General features: G+C 69.4%; 17 protein-coding genes, 2 tRNA genes and 1 pseudogene. 8 read left to right on the forward strand and 12 right to left on the reverse strand.

Going from position 1 to position 19,845, the window contains the following annotated elements:
- Nucleotides 1–367 precede the first annotated feature (367 nt).
- From KLI87_RS06370 to KLI87_RS39810, 7 genes are all read right to left on the reverse strand, one after another.
- On the reverse strand, nucleotides 368–1,720 hold the full coding sequence (locus KLI87_RS06370) for a cytochrome P450 (protein WP_214616176.1): 1,353 nt from the start codon (nucleotides 1,718–1,720) through the stop codon (nucleotides 368–370).
- 205 nt (nucleotides 1,721–1,925) lie between these two features.
- On the reverse strand, nucleotides 1,926–2,831 hold the full coding sequence (locus tag KLI87_RS06375; protein ID WP_308165872.1) for a terpene synthase family protein: 906 nt from the start codon (nucleotides 2,829–2,831) through the stop codon (nucleotides 1,926–1,928).
- Nucleotides 2,785–3,510 (reverse strand): isopentenyl-diphosphate Delta-isomerase, encoded by a 726-nt coding sequence (idi, locus tag KLI87_RS06380; RefSeq protein ID WP_308165873.1) that lies wholly within the window; start codon nucleotides 3,508–3,510, stop codon nucleotides 2,785–2,787. Before idi ends, KLI87_RS06375 begins: the two co-directional genes overlap by 47 nt.
- A 174-nt stretch (nucleotides 3,511–3,684) precedes the next feature.
- Nucleotides 3,685–4,014 (reverse strand): hypothetical protein, encoded by a 330-nt coding sequence (locus KLI87_RS06385; RefSeq protein ID WP_214616177.1) that lies wholly within the window; start codon nucleotides 4,012–4,014, stop codon nucleotides 3,685–3,687.
- A gap of 226 nt (nucleotides 4,015–4,240) precedes the next feature.
- Entirely contained in the window at nucleotides 4,241–4,480 is a 240-nt protein-coding gene (locus tag KLI87_RS06390; RefSeq protein WP_214616178.1) for a hypothetical protein, read from the reverse strand.
- Between the two features lie 775 nt (nucleotides 4,481–5,255).
- Nucleotides 5,256–6,113 (reverse strand): NAD(P)H-binding protein, encoded by an 858-nt coding sequence (locus KLI87_RS06395; protein WP_214616179.1) that lies wholly within the window; start codon nucleotides 6,111–6,113, stop codon nucleotides 5,256–5,258.
- Between the two features lie 151 nt (nucleotides 6,114–6,264).
- The gene (locus KLI87_RS39810; protein WP_308165874.1) at nucleotides 6,265–6,864 is read right to left on the reverse strand and encodes a TetR/AcrR family transcriptional regulator; all 600 of its coding nucleotides are present in this window, start codon (nucleotides 6,862–6,864) and stop codon (nucleotides 6,265–6,267) included.
- 242 nt (nucleotides 6,865–7,106) lie between these two features.
- On the opposite strand from KLI87_RS39810, the gene KLI87_RS06405 reads away from it, so the two are divergent.
- Both KLI87_RS06405 and KLI87_RS06410 read left to right on the forward strand, forming a co-directional pair.
- Nucleotides 7,107–7,283, forward strand: a complete 177-nt coding sequence (locus KLI87_RS06405) for a hypothetical protein (protein ID WP_214616681.1) — start codon at nucleotides 7,107–7,109, stop codon at nucleotides 7,281–7,283.
- A pseudogene (locus KLI87_RS06410) lies at nucleotides 7,214–7,375 on the forward strand (FAD-dependent oxidoreductase); the annotation flags it as partial. The gene KLI87_RS06405 and the pseudogene KLI87_RS06410, both read left to right, overlap by 70 nt.
- 484 nt (nucleotides 7,376–7,859) lie before the next feature.
- Here KLI87_RS06410 and KLI87_RS06415 read toward each other — a convergent pair.
- Nucleotides 7,860–9,125 carry a hypothetical protein gene (locus KLI87_RS06415; RefSeq protein ID WP_214616181.1) on the reverse strand — a complete coding sequence of 422 codons (1,266 nt, stop codon included), beginning with the start codon at nucleotides 9,123–9,125 and terminating at the stop codon, nucleotides 7,860–7,862.
- Between the two features lie 23 nt (nucleotides 9,126–9,148).
- The gene (locus tag KLI87_RS06420) at nucleotides 9,149–9,532 is read right to left on the reverse strand and encodes a hypothetical protein (RefSeq protein WP_214616182.1); all 384 of its coding nucleotides are present in this window, start codon (nucleotides 9,530–9,532) and stop codon (nucleotides 9,149–9,151) included.
- Between the two features lie 301 nt (nucleotides 9,533–9,833).
- Here KLI87_RS06420 and KLI87_RS06425 point away from each other — a divergent pair, with 301 nt between their 5' ends.
- Nucleotides 9,834–10,214, forward strand: coding sequence for a hypothetical protein (locus KLI87_RS06425; RefSeq protein WP_214616183.1), 381 nt, complete (start codon nucleotides 9,834–9,836; stop codon nucleotides 10,212–10,214).
- Nucleotides 10,157–11,410 carry a tyrosine-type recombinase/integrase gene (locus KLI87_RS06430; RefSeq protein ID WP_308165875.1) on the forward strand — a complete coding sequence of 418 codons (1,254 nt, stop codon included), beginning with the start codon at nucleotides 10,157–10,159 and terminating at the stop codon, nucleotides 11,408–11,410. The genes KLI87_RS06425 and KLI87_RS06430 overlap by 58 nt, the downstream gene beginning before the upstream one ends.
- Nucleotides 11,411–12,491: 1,081 nt before the next feature.
- On the opposite strand, the gene KLI87_RS06435 is transcribed toward KLI87_RS06430, so the two are convergent.
- Together KLI87_RS06435 and KLI87_RS06440 are read right to left on the reverse strand one after the other, a co-directional pair.
- A tRNA-Phe gene (locus KLI87_RS06435) sits at nucleotides 12,492–12,565 on the reverse strand.
- A 21-nt stretch (nucleotides 12,566–12,586) separates the two neighbouring features.
- Nucleotides 12,587–12,661 (reverse strand) — tRNA-Asp (locus tag KLI87_RS06440).
- Between the two features lie 252 nt (nucleotides 12,662–12,913).
- Here KLI87_RS06440 and KLI87_RS06445 point away from each other — a divergent pair.
- From KLI87_RS06445 to KLI87_RS06455, 3 genes are all read left to right on the forward strand, one after another.
- The gene (locus KLI87_RS06445; RefSeq protein WP_156214408.1) at nucleotides 12,914–14,332 is read left to right on the forward strand and encodes an amino acid permease; all 1,419 of its coding nucleotides are present in this window, start codon (nucleotides 12,914–12,916) and stop codon (nucleotides 14,330–14,332) included.
- 83 nt (nucleotides 14,333–14,415) lie between these two features.
- Complete coding sequence (locus tag KLI87_RS06450) at nucleotides 14,416–16,158, forward strand: adenylate/guanylate cyclase domain-containing protein (protein WP_308165876.1); 1,743 nt, start codon at nucleotides 14,416–14,418, stop codon at nucleotides 16,156–16,158.
- Between the two features lie 158 nt (nucleotides 16,159–16,316).
- Complete coding sequence (locus KLI87_RS06455; protein WP_250903667.1) at nucleotides 16,317–17,261, forward strand: glycerophosphodiester phosphodiesterase family protein; 945 nt, start codon at nucleotides 16,317–16,319, stop codon at nucleotides 17,259–17,261.
- Between the two features lie 99 nt (nucleotides 17,262–17,360).
- On the opposite strand, the gene KLI87_RS06460 is transcribed toward KLI87_RS06455, so the two are convergent.
- Nucleotides 17,361–18,245 carry a LysR family transcriptional regulator gene (locus KLI87_RS06460; protein ID WP_156214407.1) on the reverse strand — a complete coding sequence of 295 codons (885 nt, stop codon included), beginning with the start codon at nucleotides 18,243–18,245 and terminating at the stop codon, nucleotides 17,361–17,363.
- Between the two features lie 257 nt (nucleotides 18,246–18,502).
- Here KLI87_RS06460 and KLI87_RS06465 point away from each other — a divergent pair, with 257 nt between their 5' ends.
- Complete coding sequence (locus KLI87_RS06465; RefSeq protein WP_214616185.1) at nucleotides 18,503–19,837, forward strand: HAMP domain-containing sensor histidine kinase; 1,335 nt, start codon at nucleotides 18,503–18,505, stop codon at nucleotides 19,835–19,837.
- Nucleotides 19,838–19,845: the final 8 nt, after the last annotated feature.

Consider the following 19,845-nt stretch of genomic DNA (forward strand, 5'->3'; position numbering starts at 1 on the left):
CGCCAGGCAGCATCTCGGCGGTCCCTCCGGGTGCTGCAGTAAGCAGACGGGCTACTTGCTCCCGATGAATTCCTCGTCACCGTCCGCGCCTCCTATGCCTTTCCGGCGGTGGACAAACCTGTGGCGTCCCGTCGTGCTCGGGGTCGCTCCAGTACCCGGGCTCAGCCCGCGATCCACTCTGGGGCCAGAGCACGGACCCAGGCGGCGGGTCCGCAAGGTGAGCGCGACCTGGGTCTTGGAGAAGCGGGCGTTCTTCATCGCGTTGTGCCTGGGCGACCGCCGAATACAGCAGATGGACCTCCTGGAGCGATCATCTGCTGCGCGAGTTGGACCACCTCGTCGTATCGGCCGCGTTGGTGGTGGGGTGTTACCGGCGGTGCAGGGTCAGGGGTGCGGGCGAGGGGACCAGGGTCAGGTGCGGGAGGGGGCGTGCGCGGGGCGCGCCAGGCGGGATGGTGAGGTGCCACCGGTCGGCGAGGGTGGCCAGCAGCAGGGGCGCCAGGGTGAGGGCGAAGTCGTTGCCGATGCATTGGCGGGCGCCGCTGCCGAAGGGCATGAAGGCGGGAGACCGCTCGGGGTGTCCGGGCCCGGCCCACCGGCCGGGGTCGAAGACGGCGGGCTCGGGGAACCAGTCGGCCAGGCGGTGCAGAAGGTAGGTGCAGAAGACGGTGGTGGTTCCTTGGGGCAGCCGGTAGCCGCCGAGTTCGGTGTCGCGGGTGGTCCTGCGGGTGAACAGCCAGCCGACCGGATACAGCCGCAGCGCCTCCAGCAGGACCTGCCGGGTCAGCTCCAGGCGGGGCAGGTCGGAGAAGTCGGCCGGGCGGCCGTCGAGCACGCTTCGGGCTTCGGCGTGCAGGTGCTCCTGGATGTCGGGGTGGGCGGCCAGCAGGTGACACGCCCAGGCCAGCGCAGAGGAGGTGCTTTCGTAGCCGGCCACCATCAGTGTCTTGATCTGGTCGTGCAGTTCGGCGTCGGTCAGCGCCGCGGTGCCGTCCTGGTTTCGGCTGTGCGCCAGGGCCGACAGCAGTGTGCCGCGGTCGGGGCCGTCGCGGCGGGCCTGCCGGGCGGTCTGGTGCACCAGCGCCGACCACTCGGCGACGGCCTGCTGGTAGCGGCGGTTGGCGCGGGTGGGCAGCCTGGCGGTCAGCCCGGTCGGGTCGGCCATCCGGCGGAAGCCCGCCGTGAGGGTCTCCTGCGTCGCGCGGTAGGAGCGCGAGATGTCCGCGGCGTCCGGGTCGGTGCCGAAGAGGGCGGCGGCGGTGGTGGCGACCACGATCGAGTAGAACTCCTCGCGCGGGTCGATGGTCTGCCCGTGGTGCCAGTCCGTGCCGGTGAGGGCGTCGATGCGTTCGCTCATGATCTGCGCGTATCCGGGCATGCGGGCGCGGTGGAACGCCGGCTGCATCTGACGCCGCTTGATGCGGTGATCGGCGTGCCCGCACGAGGCCAGACCGTTCCCCAGAAACACCCGCGCCTGGTCGTAGACCGGCCCGCCCTTGTCGAAGTCGCGGTCGTTGGCCAGCATGCTCCGCGCGATCTGCGGGCTGCAGGCCACATAGGCCCGCAACGGCCCCGCTCCGATCCGCACCAGGTCACCGTGGGCGGGCAGTGATGCCATGAAGCCCAGCGGGTCCCTGACCATCGGCAGTACCGTGCTCCGCAACCGGATCCGGGGAGGCGCGGGGAACCTGTCGGCCGGCGCTTGCTGCTTCCTGCTCATCCGATGTCCTTTCCGTGATGGTTCATTCGGCCTCGGGCTCGTGGCGGTCCGCCACAGGGGTGGGTGAGGGGGCGCTGGGCCGGTCCCGCGGGGACGTTCTGCCTTCAGGTACGCCTTGTTTGGCGCCGCTTGGGGCGAGGTCGGGCTGGTGGTCATGGCGCTCCGAAAGGCCAGAACCGGACGGGGTGGTGGGGGTGGCGATGGTCTAAGGCTGGGCTGCGGGGGGCTGCTGGTAGCGGCTGCACAGGGTGAAGCCCCAGTGGGAGTGAGCGCGCATGAGCAGGCGCGCGTGCTCGACGCACCGGTTGACCGCGTCGGTCTCGGCGGGGGTGATGCCGAGACTGCGGGCCAGTGCGGGGAGGTGTTCGGCGTAGCGGATGAAGGCGCGGGCACGGGCGTTGGCCAGCTCGGCGGTCGCCTGGATCGCCGCGTCGCGGGTGATGCGGCGGGTGCGCATGAGGCAGTGGACCGCGTTGGTGTTGCCGACGGCCTCCTCCTTCTCCAGCGAGTACAGGTCGTTGACCAGGGAGATCTGGTCGGCGGCCAGACCCAGCAGGTGCTGGAGGTGGCTGTGGTGGTAGGCGATGTCGGGGACTTGGTAGTGGACGCCGCGTTGGGCCGCGTCCAGGGTGGGGACCATGCCGACGGTGTGGCGGCGCAGGGCGAGGTAGTCGTTGAGGCTCAGGGTGGTGCCGGTGAGGCGGTCGGCCATTTCGGTCAGGCAGGACCGGATCCAGTCGGCCCAGTTGTGGGCGGCGCGGCGGACCCACCGGGGGGACATGCCTGCGGTCTCGCGCTGCCAGATGTCGGCGAAGGCGGCGACCTCGGTGCAGGCCCCGGCCGGAGCCGGGCCGGGGGGCGAGCTGAGGATGGTGTGCATCTGCTGGTAGGCGGTCAGCGCCGACTGCGGTGACTGCCCGGGGTGGACCTCGAAGACGTCGTCGAAGAAGAAGAACCAGCCGGTGAGGTCGTACATCAGGTCCATGTCGGCGCCGGTGGCATCGATGAAGATGTAGGCGGCGAGGTCGGCCAGCTCGCTGTCCAGATAGCGCCGGGAGGCCTCTTCACCCTGAATGAGGCCCGTCTTCTGGGCCCAGCCCAGGTGGCGCACGCGAGCCTCCGCATACTCGGGGCTGCATCGCAGCGGAAAGGGAATGAACAGCTGCGGGCGCTCCATGGCCGGGTGCCCCCTTTCTGTCGCGGATGGCAGCGCGGCGGGCCACTGCGAGGACGGATGGCCGACCAACCGCCAGGGGCCGGCTCCCAGGGCGGTGAGCCGACTGATGGTGATCAGGCTCCACGGCGGGAGGGAAGAGGTATCGGTGGCCACGGCGTCGGCCACGTCCTCCCAGGGCCGCCAGGCGAGGGCGGCGACTTCGGCGGGGCGGGGGCCGGGCGAGGTGGACGCGGACGGCGGGGCCGACCTCGTTCTCCATGATGCCGTTGGCCATCACCGCCCGGTAGCGCACCGCCCCCAGCACCACATCCAGGCGCGCCGCCCTCGTGCCGAGTTCAGCTTCCAGGCGGCGCTGGACCGCTTGGTGGAGTGCTTCGCCGGGAGCGGGATGCCCGCAGCAGGTGTTGGCCCACACCCCGGGCCAGGTCTTCTTCGTCCAGGCCCGCCGGGTGAGCAGCAGCCAACCGCCGGTGTCGAAGGCGTAGCAGGTGAAGGCCAGGTGCAGGGGGGTGTCGCTGTGGTGGACGGTCCGTTTGGGTGCGGCCCCGACCGCGCGCCAGACCCAGTCGAGCAGGACCACCATCTCCTCGCCGACTTCCTCCACTGGGCTCATCTGCTTCTCTTTTGCTACGCCTGGGCGGGGCGGGAAAGGACTTGTTTGTTCATGCCATGGCCTCTTCAAGCGGACCGGGTGGTGCCGGCCAGAGCCATGCTCCGCAACGCCTCGGCGGCACGGCCCCGAACGCAGCGGGGGTGATCAGGTTCGCAGTGCGGTGTGGGCTGGCCGCTAGCGGCGGCACTGGTAGCCGGTGACCCGGTCGGGGGTTTCGGCGATGCCGGAGACGAACGAGGCGGTGGGCTGGGTGCAGGTCACGGTGAGGCGGGGGGAGCGGCTGGTGATGGTGAACGTGCCCTGGATGGGACCCTCGGCGGGGGCGCCGCCGCGCGCCTCGCAGTCGTCGAGGCCGATCCACTGCCTGCCCTCGTCGGGCAGCGCGGACGAGCACAGGTAGCCGGGGGTCGCGGCGGCCGGGGCGGCGGCGAGAGCGGCCGGGGCGGCCGGGGCCAGCAGGGCGGCCAGGGCGAGAGCGGAGGTCAGAGACAGGCGCGCGATCACGAGGGCCTTCTTTCAGGGCTCAGGGAACCGGGACTCCACAGATATCACTAACTGTAGTCTTTTGGGCACTTTCTGCATGGGTTGGGTTCCCTGGCGACGGCGCGTGCCCGCCGCGACCGCGGGCCACACCGGGGGGACGGGCTCATCCGGGCGCGGTCGGCGGCTCGCCTGCTCGGGTTGCCGCGCGCCCGCGCCCGGAAGGCGGTCGGATCCAGGGGACCTGCGGCTAGAGCTGGACGTCGACGGCGCTCTCGACGTCGGCGTCAAGGACGCCGAGGATGCCGCCGCCGTGGGGAGCCGCCGCCGTCGCTGCGGGGACGACGGCGGGGACGAGGGCGGGGGCGGCGTGGGCCGGGCCGGTGAGAGCGGTCAGGGTCAGCGCGGCGGCGGCCGTGGTGACGGTCAGGGTCAGCGTGCGGGGGGGGCATGAGCGACTCCAATCACGAAGGCTATTACGTGCAGTCACTTATAGTGCACTAAAAGTGAAAATCGTGTGTCTTCTGACTGATTCGGGACGCGAAGGGCCATCCCCAGCGGCCAGACGTCCGCACGGACCCACGTGATCTGTCCCGGCGACCCGCCGGGTCGGTGGGGAGCCTGGGCCGCGCGGACCAGCTCGTCCGCCCGCGCGCCGCTAGACGCTAGAACCCTCGCCCAGGAGGTCGTCAGCTTACGATCAGTTGGCTCCATCCCAGTTCCATCCCGGCCACGCCCGCAACCTGGCGGTGCTCACCGTCGCCGCCGGGCTCGACCTCGCGACTGGCCGCCTGAAACTCGCCCCATGACACGACTGGGAGACCATCCGGTCAGGTGACGGCCCCTCTGCGCCGAATCTGCTCATCGGCGCCGTTGATGTAGTTGTGGCCCCGGAGCTCACCGCATGAATCTGGCTCCGAAGTCCGTCATGATCGGCAGTCGGGCGTATCCGCTGCGGTTTCCGCCGCGTGAGCCCCACGGCGACTTGGCCGACCAGGACCACTGACAACCGACACTGGGGACGAGCGACGACGGGGGAGGCGCCACCACGCCCCGCAGGTATCAGGCTCTGACCTCCACTGAGTCGTCTTTGCCGCTCAGAGTGGCGCTCGCCATCTGCGCCGTCAGATCGACTGGCACATCGCCAGATCCGCTGACAACCGACAGGGGATCCCCTGCCGGAAGGGGGGCAGAACTGGTTCCAAGACAAGCCGGAGGGGGGGCAAGCCGCAGGTCAGGGGGGTGTCTGGACCTGCGGCGCTGGCTCAGGCGGTGACGCGGTCGGTGAGCAGGTCGGCGACCGTCCGTGGTTCGCGGCCGAGGAGTTCGGCCAGGAGCGGGTCGACTTGTGTGAAATGGCCACTTCGTGCGGCCTGGAAGAACGGCAGCAGCATGCGGGCCATGGGCTCCGACGTGCCGGCCGCGACCTGGTCGGCGATCCATTGCTCGTCGTCCACGACGACTCGCCTGATGTCGCGGCCGGTGATCTGCGTGGCGATCGCGGCGATGTCGTCGAAGGTGACGGCGCGGCGGGCGGTGAGCGTGACGGGGCCGTCGAACGGGCGCTGCCCGGCGAGGATGATCGCGGCGGCCTCGGCTTCGTCGGCGCGGTCCGTCCACGAGACGGGGCCGTCCGCCGGCGCGGCGATGACTCCGGTCGGCCGCCAGGGGCCCAGCAGCCAGTCGAGGCTGTGGGCGTAGAAGCCGTTGCGCAGCGAGGTCCAGGCGGTTCCCGAGTCCGCGAGCAGCGCCTCGGTGGCGGCGTGTTCACGCGCCGGGGCGAACGGACTGTCGCTGCGCACGTTCTGGTGACCGGTGTACAGGATGCGCCGGGCGCCCGCGGCGACCGCGGCCTCGATCGCCGTGCGGTGCAGACCGACCCCGTCGCCGTGGGGGTCGTTCTGGGACGCCAGCAGCACTTGATCGGCGCCCTCGAACGACTCACGCAACGCGGCCGGATCGTCGTAGGAGCCACGCCGCACGCGCACGCCCCGGTCGGCGAAGTGCTGTGCTTTGGCGGCGTCGCGCACGCTGACGCCGATCTCCTCTGCGGGGATGCGCTTGAGCAGGTGCTCGATGGTGGCGCCGTTGAGGGCGCCGGTCGCGCCGGTGATGACGATCATGATCATGCCCTTCTGCGGATGTTTCGTGTTGGACCACGTGGTCGGGCGCCGAAGCGCTCAGTGCTCGCCAGGACGTGCGCCGAAGGGGAGGGACAGCCGGTCCGGGCTGCGGCCGTCCACGCGGGGGCGAGGGGCGGCGATGCGCCGGTTCTCACCCGCGCCGGAGCAGGGGCAGGAGGATGTCGTCGACGAGGTGGGCGAGGAATCGCTGGTCGCAGGGCTCGCCGGCGACGATGAGCCGGTGAACGATGAGGGCCGGGGCGACCTCGGCGAACAGCCCGGCAGCTCCGGGCACCAGGTGTTCGCCGCTCTCGGTCGCACTGCGAAACGGCTGTTCGGTCATCACCGCCCCATCGCGGCGCAGGATCCGCCGCATGGCCGCGGCGAGCTCGGGGTCGCTGCGCATGCCCGCGAACAGGGCGCCGAGCAGCCCGACCTCCTGTTCACCGATCTGCCGCGCCAGCCACCGCACGAGCTCCAGCAAGACCTCGCGAAGATCACCTGTCCAGGTGACCGGCGGGGTGTCCACCGCCCGGCGCTCGACCGCCGCGGCCACCAGCGCGGCCTTGCCGGCGTAGCGCCGGTAGACCGTCGGCTTACCGACCTCGGCCCGGGCCGCGACCGCCTCGATGGACAGCTGCTCGTACCCGACTTCGGTCAGCAGACGCAGCGCCGCGTCGAGTATGGCGGCGTCACGGCCGCTGTCACGCGGCCTGCCCCGCGTCGGCGAAGCCTCACCCGCCCCTGACACGCGCGCACTCCCGATTTACGAAACGGAACTGGAACGTAAAGAAAATAGGTCCGGGCGGGGGAGCCGGTCAAGGCCGCCGATTCCCCAAGCTGCCCTGAACTCCAAAGTAGGAGTCCTTTGCGCAGGTCACGGCGCGGCACGCGCTGAACAGCCTCGGGGAGGAGCTGGAGAAGCAGGGATGGGCGGTTGCCCGCGCCTCCTGGGAGCCGGCCCACCGGGCCTGGTACCACGGCGGCCAGGCCGTGAAAGAGATGGAGGACAAAAACCGAGACGACGTCACCGGCATCACCGGGGTCGCCGCCGATGCCGGTTTCTGGGATGACGCGGAAGCCGCCCTGGTCAAGCGGGCGTGCGCCGCGGCCTGCCGGTGGTGGTCATCGGGGCGGGCCCGGTCGGGCTGGCCGCCGCCGCCCATCTAGCCGCCGAACGCGGCCTGGACTTCGTGGTCCTGGAGGCCGGTGAGGCCGCCGGGGCGGCGATCTCCGCATGGGGGCACGTCCGGCTGTTCTCACCAGGTAGCCCAACCGCAACACCACCAAGTCCTCCGCACATCCCACAGCCATCGGGGTGTGCATAGGACTTTAGACATCCGTGCAGAAGACTTCGGACATCGACATTCGGCGCCCCCTTGGTCGGGTTCGGGTGTTCAGTTCACTGCTCGTTTTCGGTTTCGGTTCATCCTTCGGGTCCGCCGCGTTTGATGAACAAATGTGACCGCCTGTGGTGCTTCGCTTGCCGGCCCGAGTCGAGGTCGACAAACATGGGTATAATAGATTAGCTGGAAGCTGAGCGAAAAGTAATCTTACTAGAATCTTTTCGGTGATGTCGTAGGTCTGATGATTGGGCGCTTTCTAGTTGCGTGTTGATCGTGTCTGGGAAGGCGGCGGCGGCTAGTGAAGGTTGACTTGTTTCGAGGGTACGCCATGGTGCGGTGGATGATGAGTGATGCCTCCTCTTTCAAGTTCTGAGGGGGCGCCGTCAGGGCTTGGATGGTTCTACCGAGGGTTGCGATGGCGTGGTGGCCTCTGAGTTTTGTGGTCTCGTATCGGGTTGGCAGTTCTCGGACTGCTATGGGGACGCGGGGGCGGCGGGTAGGGTGCTGTTTCTGGTGATTGAGGATGCTGATTGCTGCTGCATCGTTGATGGCGGCGTGGTGGTGGGGCCGCGATGTTGTTGCATGCCTCGATGGCTTTGAGGGTGATGGTGGCGAGGTGGGCTGCCCGGGGGAGGTCGGGGGCGAGATGGTGGGGCGGTTTCAGTTGAAGGGATGCGCGGGGGCCGGGGGTCCAGGCGGGGTCGGCGTGGATGAGGCGGCCTAGGCGGATGATGAGGTCGTCGGCGTCAGTTGCAGGGCCGTTGGCTGGGTGACCGTAGTGGCCGAGTTGCTGGTCCCAGCGTCTGACGATATTCCTCCACGCGCTCCCCGTGAGGTTGACTTTCGCTGCTGCTTGTTTGAATGCTGAACTGTGTTCGGGTTTCTCTGGTTCGGTCATCCGGTGCATGAGTTGGTAAAGGGTCTTGGAGTTGAGGTCGCAGATGATGGCAGCCGCTCGTGCGAGATAGCGCCATGTGGTGACTGAGGTGGAGGGGTGTGGAGTGCTCAGGCGCTGAATGCTGTTGGTGAGTCCTGCGAGGGTTTGGGTGGGGTCTTCGTCGAGTGTTGGCGGGATGCGTTGCGGGGTGTGGTGGAAGGGGATGGCGGTGGTAGGTGATGTCTGGTCTTGGCCGTGGGTTTGGGTGAGGGAGGCGGCTTTTAGTAGAGGCGTGGCTGCCTGGTTTGTAGGTGGGAGGATTTGCTGGGTGAGGTGGGCGGCGGTGGCTGTGGGGGTGCTGAGTCGGTGCAGTAGGGAGCGGGCTGTTTCCGGGGTTGCGATGATGATGGCAGTTGGTGTGGTGGCCTGATCGGGGGCGGTGGGGAAGTGGGAGGAAAGTAGGTCCAGGCCGCAGCCGAGGGCTATGGATGTGGCTCGGAGTTTTTCGGCCAGTGCTGATTGTGGGGTCTCGGTTTCTGCGGGTGGGCCGAGGAGGTGCTCGGCTTGCTTGAGGAGAGCGCTCGCTTGGCGTGCGGCGTCCTCTACATCGTTGGTGCGGGATTGTGGGAGGCCGAAGCCGGTGGCGATCTGGTCGGTGTAGCGGATGAGGACGTGTGTGAGCCGGGCGATCTCGGCGGGGGTGTCTGGGCGGTGGATGTCCTGGTCTGTGGACGGGTTCTGGAGGTGGTGTTTGAGGTCGGTCAGGTGTTGGTCGGCCAGTGCGGTCATGTCCCCGAAGGTGACCACGGCGGCTACCTGAGGGTGTCCCGGAGACGTCCGGCGTGCAGGGCCGCTTGGAGGCAGGCCATCTTGTCGTCGGGGTCGCCTGCGAGCTCGGCGGCCCGGACGAGGTTTTGGGAGATCTTGCTGGCCAGTTCGAACAGGGCGTCGGCGATGGCGTTCACGCCGTCGTAGTCGGTGGGGAGGGTGGCGCGGAGGGAGGGGGCTTGGCGAAGGGCTTGGTGGGCTTGGATGGCTTCGCCTTCGGCCATGCCCCAGGTGATGAATCCGTCGGGGTCCTGGGCGGCGTGTGCGGTGATGACCCGTTCGGTGTGGGCGAGGTCGTTGAGTGTGCTGTTGAGGATTTCGGTGAGCCAGGTGCGGCGGACGTCCTCGTGGTCGTGCTCATGCGTCATGGGGATCCTCCGATGGGAAGGGCAGTGCGGTGGCTGGCGTCGTTGTTCTGGGCCGAGGTGAGATTCAGGCATGTGCGGCAGGGTGCGTGCTTGCGCTGTGCGCGGCGGCTCTCCTGTTATGCGGTTAATCGACCGTTGGTGTGGTGCCGTCTGAACAGGTGGGGCGCGGACGGTCTGCGGCGTCGGCCGAGGATTCTTTGGGTTGGCTTCTTTGGTGCGCAGTTCCTGGTCGAGGGGTGAGCGCGCTCTGGATGCGGGTCGCTGGGACGCCGCTCCAAGAGCTCAGTGCTGCCAGGAGCCTGTGGAGATCCTGCTCCAGGACGTGCCGAGTGGAGGGGAGGGAATCGGCGAGCCTGGCCGTGATGCTGGCGTAGACCTGCTCGGCCTGGTCGGCGTGTGCCACGACACCCAGGGTGGTGTTGATCTCCGGGAACGGCGGTGCCGTGGCCAGGTGGGCGGACGCCGCCTGATGATGGAAAACGTGACGTACGACGTCCGCATCTACAAAATGGAGGTGTACAAGGGGAAGAGGGTCACCTCGTACACTGTCCGATGGAGGACCGGCCCGGAGCCGTGGAAGGAATCCTTCCGCAAGCGCGCGCAGGCCATCAGCTTCGAGTCCGAGTGCGCACGGCGGCGAACAAGGGCGAGGCGTTCGACATCACCACCGGTCGGCCGGTGAGTTGGGGACGTGCCGAGAAAGACATGTCCTGGTACGCGTTCTGCCTCGCCTACGTGGACATGAAGTGGAAGGGCATCTCTGCCAAGCATCGCGCGAATACGGCATGGGCGCTCGTCACCGTCACACCCCCGATGCTCACCACCGAACGCGGCAAGCCCAAAGACCAGCACATCCGGACCGCGCTTCGTCGGTGGGCGTTCAACACCAAGAATCGCCCCGCGTGCCCGCCGGCCGCCGCCGAGGTTCTGCGCTGGGTCGAGCACAACACCAAGCCCATGTCCGTACTGAACGACCCTGCCGCCGTCCGGGAACTCCTCGACGCCGCCGCCACACTTCTCGACGGCAAGCCGGCCGCGCCGTCCACTGTCCAGCGCAACCGCGCGATCCTGCACCACGCCTGCGAATACGCCGTGGAAATCGGCGTACTGTCCAACAACCCGATCAAGACGACGAAATGGAAGGCACGAAGCAAGAGTTCCCCCGAGGTCGACCACCGTTCGGTGGTCAACCACGCCCAAGCGCGCCGACTCCTCGAAGCGGTTCGCCAGCAGAGGCCGAGCGGCGAACGTCTCGTGGCGTTCTTCGCCGTGATCTACTACGCCGCGCTTCGCCCGGAAGAGGCCGTGAACCTCCGCGTCGAGAACGTCACGCTTCCCGCCCTGGTCTGGGACGACGAAGCCCAGAAGTGGCAGGAACCCGCGGACGACTGGGGAGAACTGCACTTCAACACCGCCAGCCCTCAGGTCGGAACCGACTGGACGGATGATGGCGCCAACCGGGAACAGCGCCAGCTCAAGGGGCGCGCCAAGGGCGCATGGCGCCGGGTACCGACGCCGCCCCCGCTCACTCGCATCCTGCGCGCTCACCTGCGGGACATCGGACCCGGACCTGGCGGACGCCTGTTCTGGGGGATCCGTGGCGGCGAGCTGGCCAGCATCACCTACCGCCGCTCATGGGACGCTGCCCGCCGCGCGGCGCTGAGTGACGCCGAGTACGTCTCGCCGCTCGCCAGGAGGGTTTACGACCTCCGGCACGCGTGCGTGTCCACCTGGCTCAACGGGGGAGTGCCCCCCACCGACATCGCCGAGTGGGCCGGCCACAGCGTGGAAGTACTGCTCCGCGTCTACGCGAAGTGCATCGAGGGGCAGCACGAGGCCGCCAAGCGGCGCATTGAGCAGGCACTACGGGACGGCTGAGTTCCGGATCCATTCCTCACAACCAGCAAAACCCAGACAACCGAGCACGGCTCGGGACCGCATGCACACCGGTCCCGGGCCCTGCTCTTCAACAAAGGTGAGCTCTGTTTCGTGAAGCATCCCCGGGATTGTTCGCGGCCCGGTTTAAGGTGCGGGCGTGGGTAAAAAAAGGTCTTCGGCAACGGGTCGGTCCTGAAGGCGGTTACGGAGTATGACGAGCCAGCCCCGAGGGCAGGCGCGCTATGAGACGCGTGCCTGTCGCTTCGGGACGGGGCAAGGCTCCCCGAACTGTTTACGACAGCAACGCAACGAGACTAGCAACAGCAACAATCAGGGCGAACATGCCAGAAAAGGTGGCGGCTGCCCACCCGATCTGGTGGAGGACCTTCCCTCCGTTTGCGGCACTGATCCAGCCTGCGACTCCGCCACTAGTCGAGCAGAAAAAAAGGGCCGCGAACACCACGGCGATCACTAGCTCGTTTTCCACTTGCCCGCTCGCCTCTCGACTCGTCTGGTCGAGAGGGGGGCCTTGCGGGCAAGCCTCAACTCGACCAGGTTCACTACCTGGCTGAGCTGAGCCCGCCCTACCCCGGTTGCGTGTGTCGCTCGCCACGCGGGTGGATCTCAGGTACTACAAGTCCGTCTAGTTCGTTTTGTCTGCATCAGCAAGACTTGGGACGCTCGTTAGCCGTGTCCGAGGAGCACACGGCTGCCGTGAACCACCCGTTGTCGCGGGGAGATCTCCTCTGGGATGAATGAGCCCAGCGAGTACCTCTTAGCTCTCGGCTAACTCGATGCTAACCCAAGCTCTGCCCTCGTGTGGCGTATGCGAAGAAAGCAGAGCGAGAGGAGTCTGTCTCGATGCGGTTGATCGCTGCGTAGCCGGGGGACGCGAGCCGCATGTACTGACCTCATGGCCGCTGCCAGCCGTCCCGGAAGGCACTACGGGGGACTGAGTTCCGCATGTATTCCGCACGGCCAGCCGTAGACCGCCGATGACCGCCGGACACGGCCAGACAGACGAGAACGGTCCCTGACCGCGAACATGCTGGTCGGGGACCGTTCTTGCTGCTTGGGAGTGTGGGCAGGGGCGGGGTCGAACCGCCGACCTTCCGCTTTTCAGGCGGACGCTCGTACCGACTGAGCTACCTGCCCAGGGCGCGCGGGGCGCCTGCGCGGTCCTGACGGGATTTGAACCCGCGGCCTCCACCTTGACAGGGTGGCGAGCACTCCTAACTGCTCCACAGGACCTTGCTGATCCGAGCCTGGCTTGCTCGGGAGGGGTGTCGCCGGCGCTTGGCGACGTCCGAGAGCATACGCGATGGCCGAGGGCGGCGCCAACTCGATTGCGGTTGGCCGGGGGGACGGAGGGTAACGGGGCGGTACCGGGGCGATACCGATCGAGAGCGGGTTCGGAGTCCGGTGTGGTGGGTGTTTCGCTTTTGTGGTCTGAGTTCCTACTCTGACCCGGGTCAGAGTAGACGTGCGAGAGAGGCCGAGTGCATGGTCGAAAAGCTCCCGGACCAGGCAGAGGACTACCAACGAGGGCTTGGAACGCGCCAGATCCAGATGCTGGCGATCGGCGGGACGATCGGTACCGGGCTGTTCCTCGGGGCCGGGGAGAACATCGCCAAGGCGGGGCCCAGCCTGATCCTGACCTACGCGGTCGCCGGACTGATGTTGTTCTTCGTGATGCGGGCGCTCGGTGAGCTGCTCAGCTATCGGCGGGTGGAGGGGGGTTTCGCGGGGTACGCGCGGGAGTTCCTGGGGCCCTTCTGGGGGTACGCCACGACGTGGACGTACTGGATCATCTGGGTCACGACCGGCATGGCGGAGCTGACCGCGGCCGGGACCTACATCCAGAAGTGGTGGCCGGGCGTCGAGCAGTGGCAGACGGCGCTGGTGGCGCTCATCGTGCTGTTCGTGGTCAACCTGATCTCGGTCAAGCTGTTCGGCGAGCTGGAGTTCTGGTTCGCGATGATCAAGGTCGCGGCGATCGTGATGATGATCCTGGTCGGGATCGGGGTGCTCGCCTTCGGGTTCAGCGACGCGGGCGACACGGCGGAGGTCCAGAACCTGTGGTCGCATGGCGGGTTCTTCCCCGAGGGCGTCAGCCCGATGATCATGACGTTGCAGATGGTGATGTTCGCCTACCTGGGCGTCGAGCTGGTGGGTGTGACGGCGAGCGAGGCGAAGGACCCGGAGAAGAACATCCCGCGGGCGATCAACTCGCTGCCGCTGCGGTTCGCGCTGTTCTACCTCGGGTCGCTGCTGGTGATCCTCGCGGTGGTGCCGTGGACGGAGTTCAAGGGCGGCGCGAGCCCGTTCGTGCTGGCCTTCGACAAGATCGGCATTCCGGGCGGCGGGGACATCGTCAACTTCGTCGTGCTCACGGCGGCGCTGTCCTCGTGTAACGCGGGCGGGTTGTACTCGACGTCGCGGATGCTGCGGACGGCCGGCGTGAACGGGGACGGCCCGAAGGCGGTGGCCGCCCTGAACGGGCGCGGTGTGCCGGTGCTGACGCTGGTGATCTCGACGCTGGTCATGGGCATCGGCGTCGTGATCAACGCGGTGGTGCCGGAGAAGGCGTTCGAGTACATCACCTCGGTGTCGACGGGTGGGGCCATCCTGGTGTGGGCGGTCATCCTCGTCGCGCACATGGCCTACCGGCGGAAGGTGGCGGCGGGCGCGCTGCCCAAGGTGTCGTACCGGATGCCGTGGGCGCCGTACACGAACTGGATGGTCCTCGCGTTCTTCGTGTTCGTCACGGTGACGATCGCGTGGGAGTCCGACACGAGGATCGCGCTGTATGTGATGGCGGGATGGCTCGCTCTCGTGGTGGTGGGCTGGCCGTTCGTCCGGCGGACGTCGCAGACCCCGGCGGTGAGCGCGCCGCTGGCGGAGGAGAGCACCAGCGCGTGAACGGGCGGGGTCGGGACGCCGGAGTGGGCGTCCCGCCCCGTCCCCCGGTGCGATGATGGGGCCTTGACCCCCGGAGGCGCCCCGTGACCCGCCTGTCCGTCGTGCCGCGCACCATGCTGGAGGTCCGCGTCCGCTGGGTCCTGCTGATCGTGGTCGGTGTGGCGAACATGGTCGGCGCGCTGGTGGTGCTGCTGTTCGCGACGTTCGTGGTCCCGGATCCGCCGCTCAAGGACCGGAACCACGTGCACCTGGTGAACGCTGCCGCGTTCTTCGGCTACCCGGCGTTCGCGGTGCCGGTGGCGCTGGCGGCGGGGCTGCGGTTGTGGCGTCCGGTCGTCCGGCTGGCGCGGGACGGGGGGATCCCCGACCGGCGGCAGGGACGCGCGGTCCTGCTTGGACCGCTCCGGTTGACGATGCTCATGGGCGGTCTGTGGGTGCTCGGGGCGATCGGCTGGGCCGTCCTCGACCTCGTGCTGTTCACCGGACGGCTCGCCGTGAAGACGGGCCTGACGTGCCTGCTCGGCGCCGCGACGACGTGCACGATCATGTATCTGCTGTCGGAGCGGCTGCTGCGGCCCGCGGCGGCGCTGGTGCTCGCGGCGGAGCCGCCCCGGCGGTTCCGGCTGCCGGGGGTGACCACGCGGGTGATGCTGGCGTGGGCGCTCGGCACCGCGATCCCGGTGTTCGGGCTGATCTGCGTGGCCGTCGCCGCGCTCGCGGCGCCCGACATCGGCGCCACCCAACTCGCGATCACCATTCTGGGGCTGGGCGGCGCCGCGCTGATCGTCGGCGTCTATGTCACCTATATGGCGACACGGGCGATCGCCGATCCGATCAAGTCGGTGCGGATGGGCATGGCCCAGGTCGAGCGGGGCGATCTCGGGGCCGAGGTGTCGGTGTACGACGCGAGCGAGGTCGGGCAGCTCCAGGCGGGGTTCAACCACATGGTGGCCGGTCTCCGCGATCATGAGCGGCTCCGGGACCTGTTCGAGCGGCATGTCGGCGAGGAGGTCGCGGGCCTGGCGCTGGAGCGCGACGTCCGGCTCGGCGGCGAGACGCGCGAGGTGGCGGTGCTGTTCGTCGACCTGACCGGGTCCACGCGGCTGGCCGAGACGCGCAGCCCGGACGAGGTGGTGAGCCTGCTCAACCGGTTCTTCGGCGTGGTGGTGGCCGTGGTCGCGCGGCACGGCGGGTGGATCAACAAGTTCGAGGGGGACGCGGCGCTCGCGATCTTCGGCGCGCCCGCCGAGCTGCCGGACCCGGCGGGCGGGGCGCTCGGCGCCGCGCGGGAGCTGGCGGCGCGGCTGCGCGAGGACGTCCCGACGCTGGACGCGGGGATCGGCGTGTCGGCCGGTCCGGTCGTCGCCGGGTACATCGGCGCCGAGCAGCGCTTCGAGTACACGGTGATCGGCGACCCGGTGAACGAGGCGGCGCGGCTGAGCGACCTCGCGAAGATGACCTCAGGACGGGTGCTCGCCTCGGCGCCCGTGCTGGACCTCGCCCACCTCGGCGAGGCGGACGAGTGGGCGCTCGGCAAGTCGGTCACGCTGCGGGGGAGGAGGCGTCCGACGCGGCTGGCCGCGCCGCGCCCGCCCGCCGTCCCGGTGCCGATGCCCAAGAAAGAACGGCCCGCGCGGGGCGGGCCGCCGTCGGCCCGCCGCGTCCGCTTCCCGCGCCCGCCGGGGCTGCGCCGGAGCCGCAGGGTGCTGGCCGGGACGCTGATCCTCGCGCGGGCGGCGCGGCTGTCCCGGCAGGGGCCGCCCGCGGAGCTGGAGCCCGGCGCGCCCCTTCCGGTCGAGTCCGACAAATCAGAAGAAAGCGAATAGCTGCAACATTTCAGGAACACTCCGTGTTGCCCTCGCGCCGTACGGTCGCGGATACGTATTGTCACTGCTCGTACATAGCCTGCTACCGCTTCGTCACTCCCGTGTCATCAAGCGGATCAACCGTGGGGGTGACATCACCCAGCCTTCGAGAGGTGAAGATGTTCCGACGGTACGGTCTCGCGCTCGCCGCGGTCGCGACCACGACGACGATCACCGGATCCGTGACGGACGCCGCGATCGCGGATCCGCCCCCCGCCCTCTCCCTGCTTCCAGGTTCTCCCGACCTGCGGCCCGGAACCGCCGCCCCGGCGGCCGGCGCGCTCAGCTCGAAGATCTCCAACGTCGCGCACCGCGGCGGGTCGGCCTACGCGCCGGAGAACACGATCGCGGCGTTCCGCTTGGCACGCGCCAAGCACGCGGACGTGTTCGAACTCGACGTCCAGGAGACCAAGGACCACAAGCTCGTCATCGTCCACGACGGCACCCTCGCCCGCACGACCAATGTGGAGAGCGTCTTCCCCGGCCGGGGGACGAAGGTCTCCTCGTTCACGCTCGCCCAGATCAAGAAGCTGGACGCGGGGTCGTGGTTCTCCGCCAAGTACAAGGGCGAGCGGGTTCCGACGCTCGGTGAGGTCCTGAAGACGATGAACGGCCGCGGGCTCGGCCTGCTGCTGGAGATCAAGAACCCGGCGAGCTACCCCGGCATCGAGGGCCGGATCGCCACCGAGCTGAAGCGCTACCCGTCGTGGCTGCGGCCCGACGCGAGCCAGCGCAGGCTGACGGTCCAGTCGTTCGACTGGGCCTCGGTGAAGCGCTTCCACGCGAAGCTGCCCGCCGTGCCGACCGCGCTGCTCGGCACGCCCGAGACCGACGAGCTGCCCGCGCTCGCGAAGTACGCCGACCAGATCAACCCGACGTTCCGCGACCTTTCCGCGTCATATGTGAAGAAGATTCACGCGGCGCACATGCGCGTCCAGACGTGGACGGTCGACGACCCCGCCAAGATGCGCCAGGCCGCCGGCGCCGGTGTGGACGGCATCATCACCAACAAGCCGGACGTGCTCTACGGCGTGCTGCGGGACGCCAGGGCCGGGTCCGCCTGATCCCTCCCCTCGTGACGGAGGCCGAGGGGGACCATCGGGCGGCGATCCGGCCAGGCGCCGATACAGCCATATGTCTGGAACGTGACACCCGCGTGCGCGTCAGACCGGAGGGAGGGCGCGGGCGCGGTCGATGAGCGCGCGGGCCGCGGGGCTGCGGGGACCCTCGGCCCGCCAGGCCAGCGCGATGCGTCCGCTCAACCGCGGGCGGACGATCGGCATCAGGCGCAGCTCGTCCGCGTACGCGCGGGCGGCGGACTCCGGCAGGATCGCCACGCCCAGGCCGTGCGCGGCGAGCTGCGCGAGGACGGGCGGCTCGGCGGCCTCGAACGCCACGCGCGGGCGCACGCCCGCGTCCGCGCACGCCTCCTCCAGGACGGCGCGCAGCCCGGTGCCCCTCGGCAGGCTGACGAGGTCGTGCCCGGCGAGCGCCGCCAGCGTGATCGTCGGACGGCCCGCCAGCTCGTGCCCGGGGGCGACCGCCGCGTAGACGTCCTGCTCGATGACGACCTGCGTCCGCAGGCCCTCGGGCGGCTCGGAGGCGAGGCTGAGGAACGCGAGGTCGATCCGCCCGGCGCGCAGGCCGGCGGCGAGGGTGGCCGTGTCCTCCTGCGTGACGGTGATCTCCACGTTCGGGTGGTCGCGGTGGAAGGCGGCCAGCATCGCGGGCAGCTCCAGCGACCTGATCCAGTCGATCGTGCCGATCGTGACGTGCCCGCGCAGCAGGCCGGTCAGCTCGTCCACCGACAGCCGCGCGCCCTCGACCGCGGCCAGCGCCGCGCGCGCGTAGGGCAGGACGGCGGCGCCCACCTCCGTCAGCCGGACGGTCCGCCCGGAGCGGTCCAGCAGGGGCTGGCCGAGTTCGCGTTCGAGTTGCCGGATCTGCGCGCTGACGCCCGGCTGGGCGACGTGCAGGCGGGCGGCGGCCTTGGTGAAGCTGGCCTCCTCCGTCACCGCCACGAAGTACTCAAGCTGGCGCAGCTCCATAATCAGCGATGCTAACAGCGGGATTTCTCATTTCCCCTGCTTCTGATGGCCACAGTCGGGCGTTGCTTCCGGAAACGGACCGCGAGCGGCTTCGCACACGGGACGCGTCGGTCGTTCCGCCACCGGATGAACCATTTCTTTGACCTCTCTTGGGCGAGAGCGCCCCGTTTTCAGGACTGATTCCGGTCTCCCGGGTGATTACCTCACCTGCGGGAGGTCGGGTGCACGGACGTCGCACATGGTCCATACGGGTGCGGATGACCGTCATAGCCGGGGCGGTCGCCGCCGTCATCTGTGCCGTCCTGACCGTGGGGATCCTCGCGGGCGTGCGCGGGCACGTCGCCGACCACCGGCGCGAGCAGGCCACCACGGCGGCGCTGCGGCTCGCCTACCAGATCAGGGGCGGGAACGTCCCGGCGGAGCTGGACGCCCGGCGCCACATCGTCCTCCAGGTGCTGGACGAGCGGCGGGCCGTGGTCGCCGCGACCCCCGAGGCGCTGCACGGGCCGCCCCTCGCCTCCATCGTCCCGGAGGTGAGCAGCGTCTACGCGTCCAAGACGCTGTGCCCGCCCGCCGGGCTGCACGGCTGCATGTCCGTCGTGGCGTTCCGCGTGTACGAGCCGGGCGGCGACTGGACGGTCTACGCCGCCGCCGACCGGACCCCCTGGTACGTGAGCGCGAGCCTGTTCACGTTCCTGGTCTGCGTGTCGCTCCTGGCGACCCTCCTGGCGGGGCTGTGGGCGTGGCGGACGGTCGACCACGCCCTCGCGCCGGTGGACGCGATCCGCGCGGAGCTGACCGAGATCACGGCGCGCCGGTCCGGGCACCGCGTCCCCGTCCCGGAGAACCGGGACGAGGTGCGGCTGCTGGCCGAGGCGGCGAACGCGACCCTCGACCGGCTGGACGCGGCGCTGGAGCGCCAGCGCAGCTTCACCTCCGACGCGTCCCACGACCTGCGCAGCCCCATCGCCGCCGCGCGGGCGCAGTTGGAGGAGGCGCTCATGTATCCGGACGAGGTGGACTGGCCGCGCACGGGGCGGACCGTCCTGCAGAGCCTCGACCGGCTCCAGGCGATCGTGACCGACCTGCTGGAGCTGGCGCGCCTGGACGCGGGCAAGTGGGCCGAGGCCGAGCCGGTCGACCTCGGCGCCCTCGTCACGATCGAGCTGGCCAGGACGGAGCGGAGCAAGCGCGTCGTCACGCACCTCCAGGAGGGCGTGACGGTCAACGGGGACCGGCTGCGGCTCGTCCGGCTGCTGACGAACCTGCTCGACAACGCCGAGCGGCACGCGGAGGAGCGGGTCGACATCAGCGTCCGGCGCGAGGACGGCGTCGCCGTCCTGGAGGTGCTCGACGACGGCGTCGGCATCGCCCCGGCCGACCGCGAGATCGTGTTCCAGCGGTTCGCGCGGCTGCGGGACGGCAGGGCCAAGGACGCGAACGGCACCGGGCTCGGGCTCCCGATCGCGCACGAGATCGCCAGGTCGCACGGCGGCGAACTCACGATCGAGGACAGCGCGCGCGGCGCCCGGTTCGTCATGCGCATCCCGTACGGCCCCGGCCCGCGCCGCGGTGACGACGGCGGCTCGTGAAAAGGGGC

Source organism: Actinomadura sp. NEAU-AAG7, from assembly GCF_018603865.1.
GTDB classification, from domain to species: domain Bacteria; phylum Actinomycetota; class Actinomycetes; order Streptosporangiales; family Streptosporangiaceae; genus Spirillospora; species Spirillospora litoris.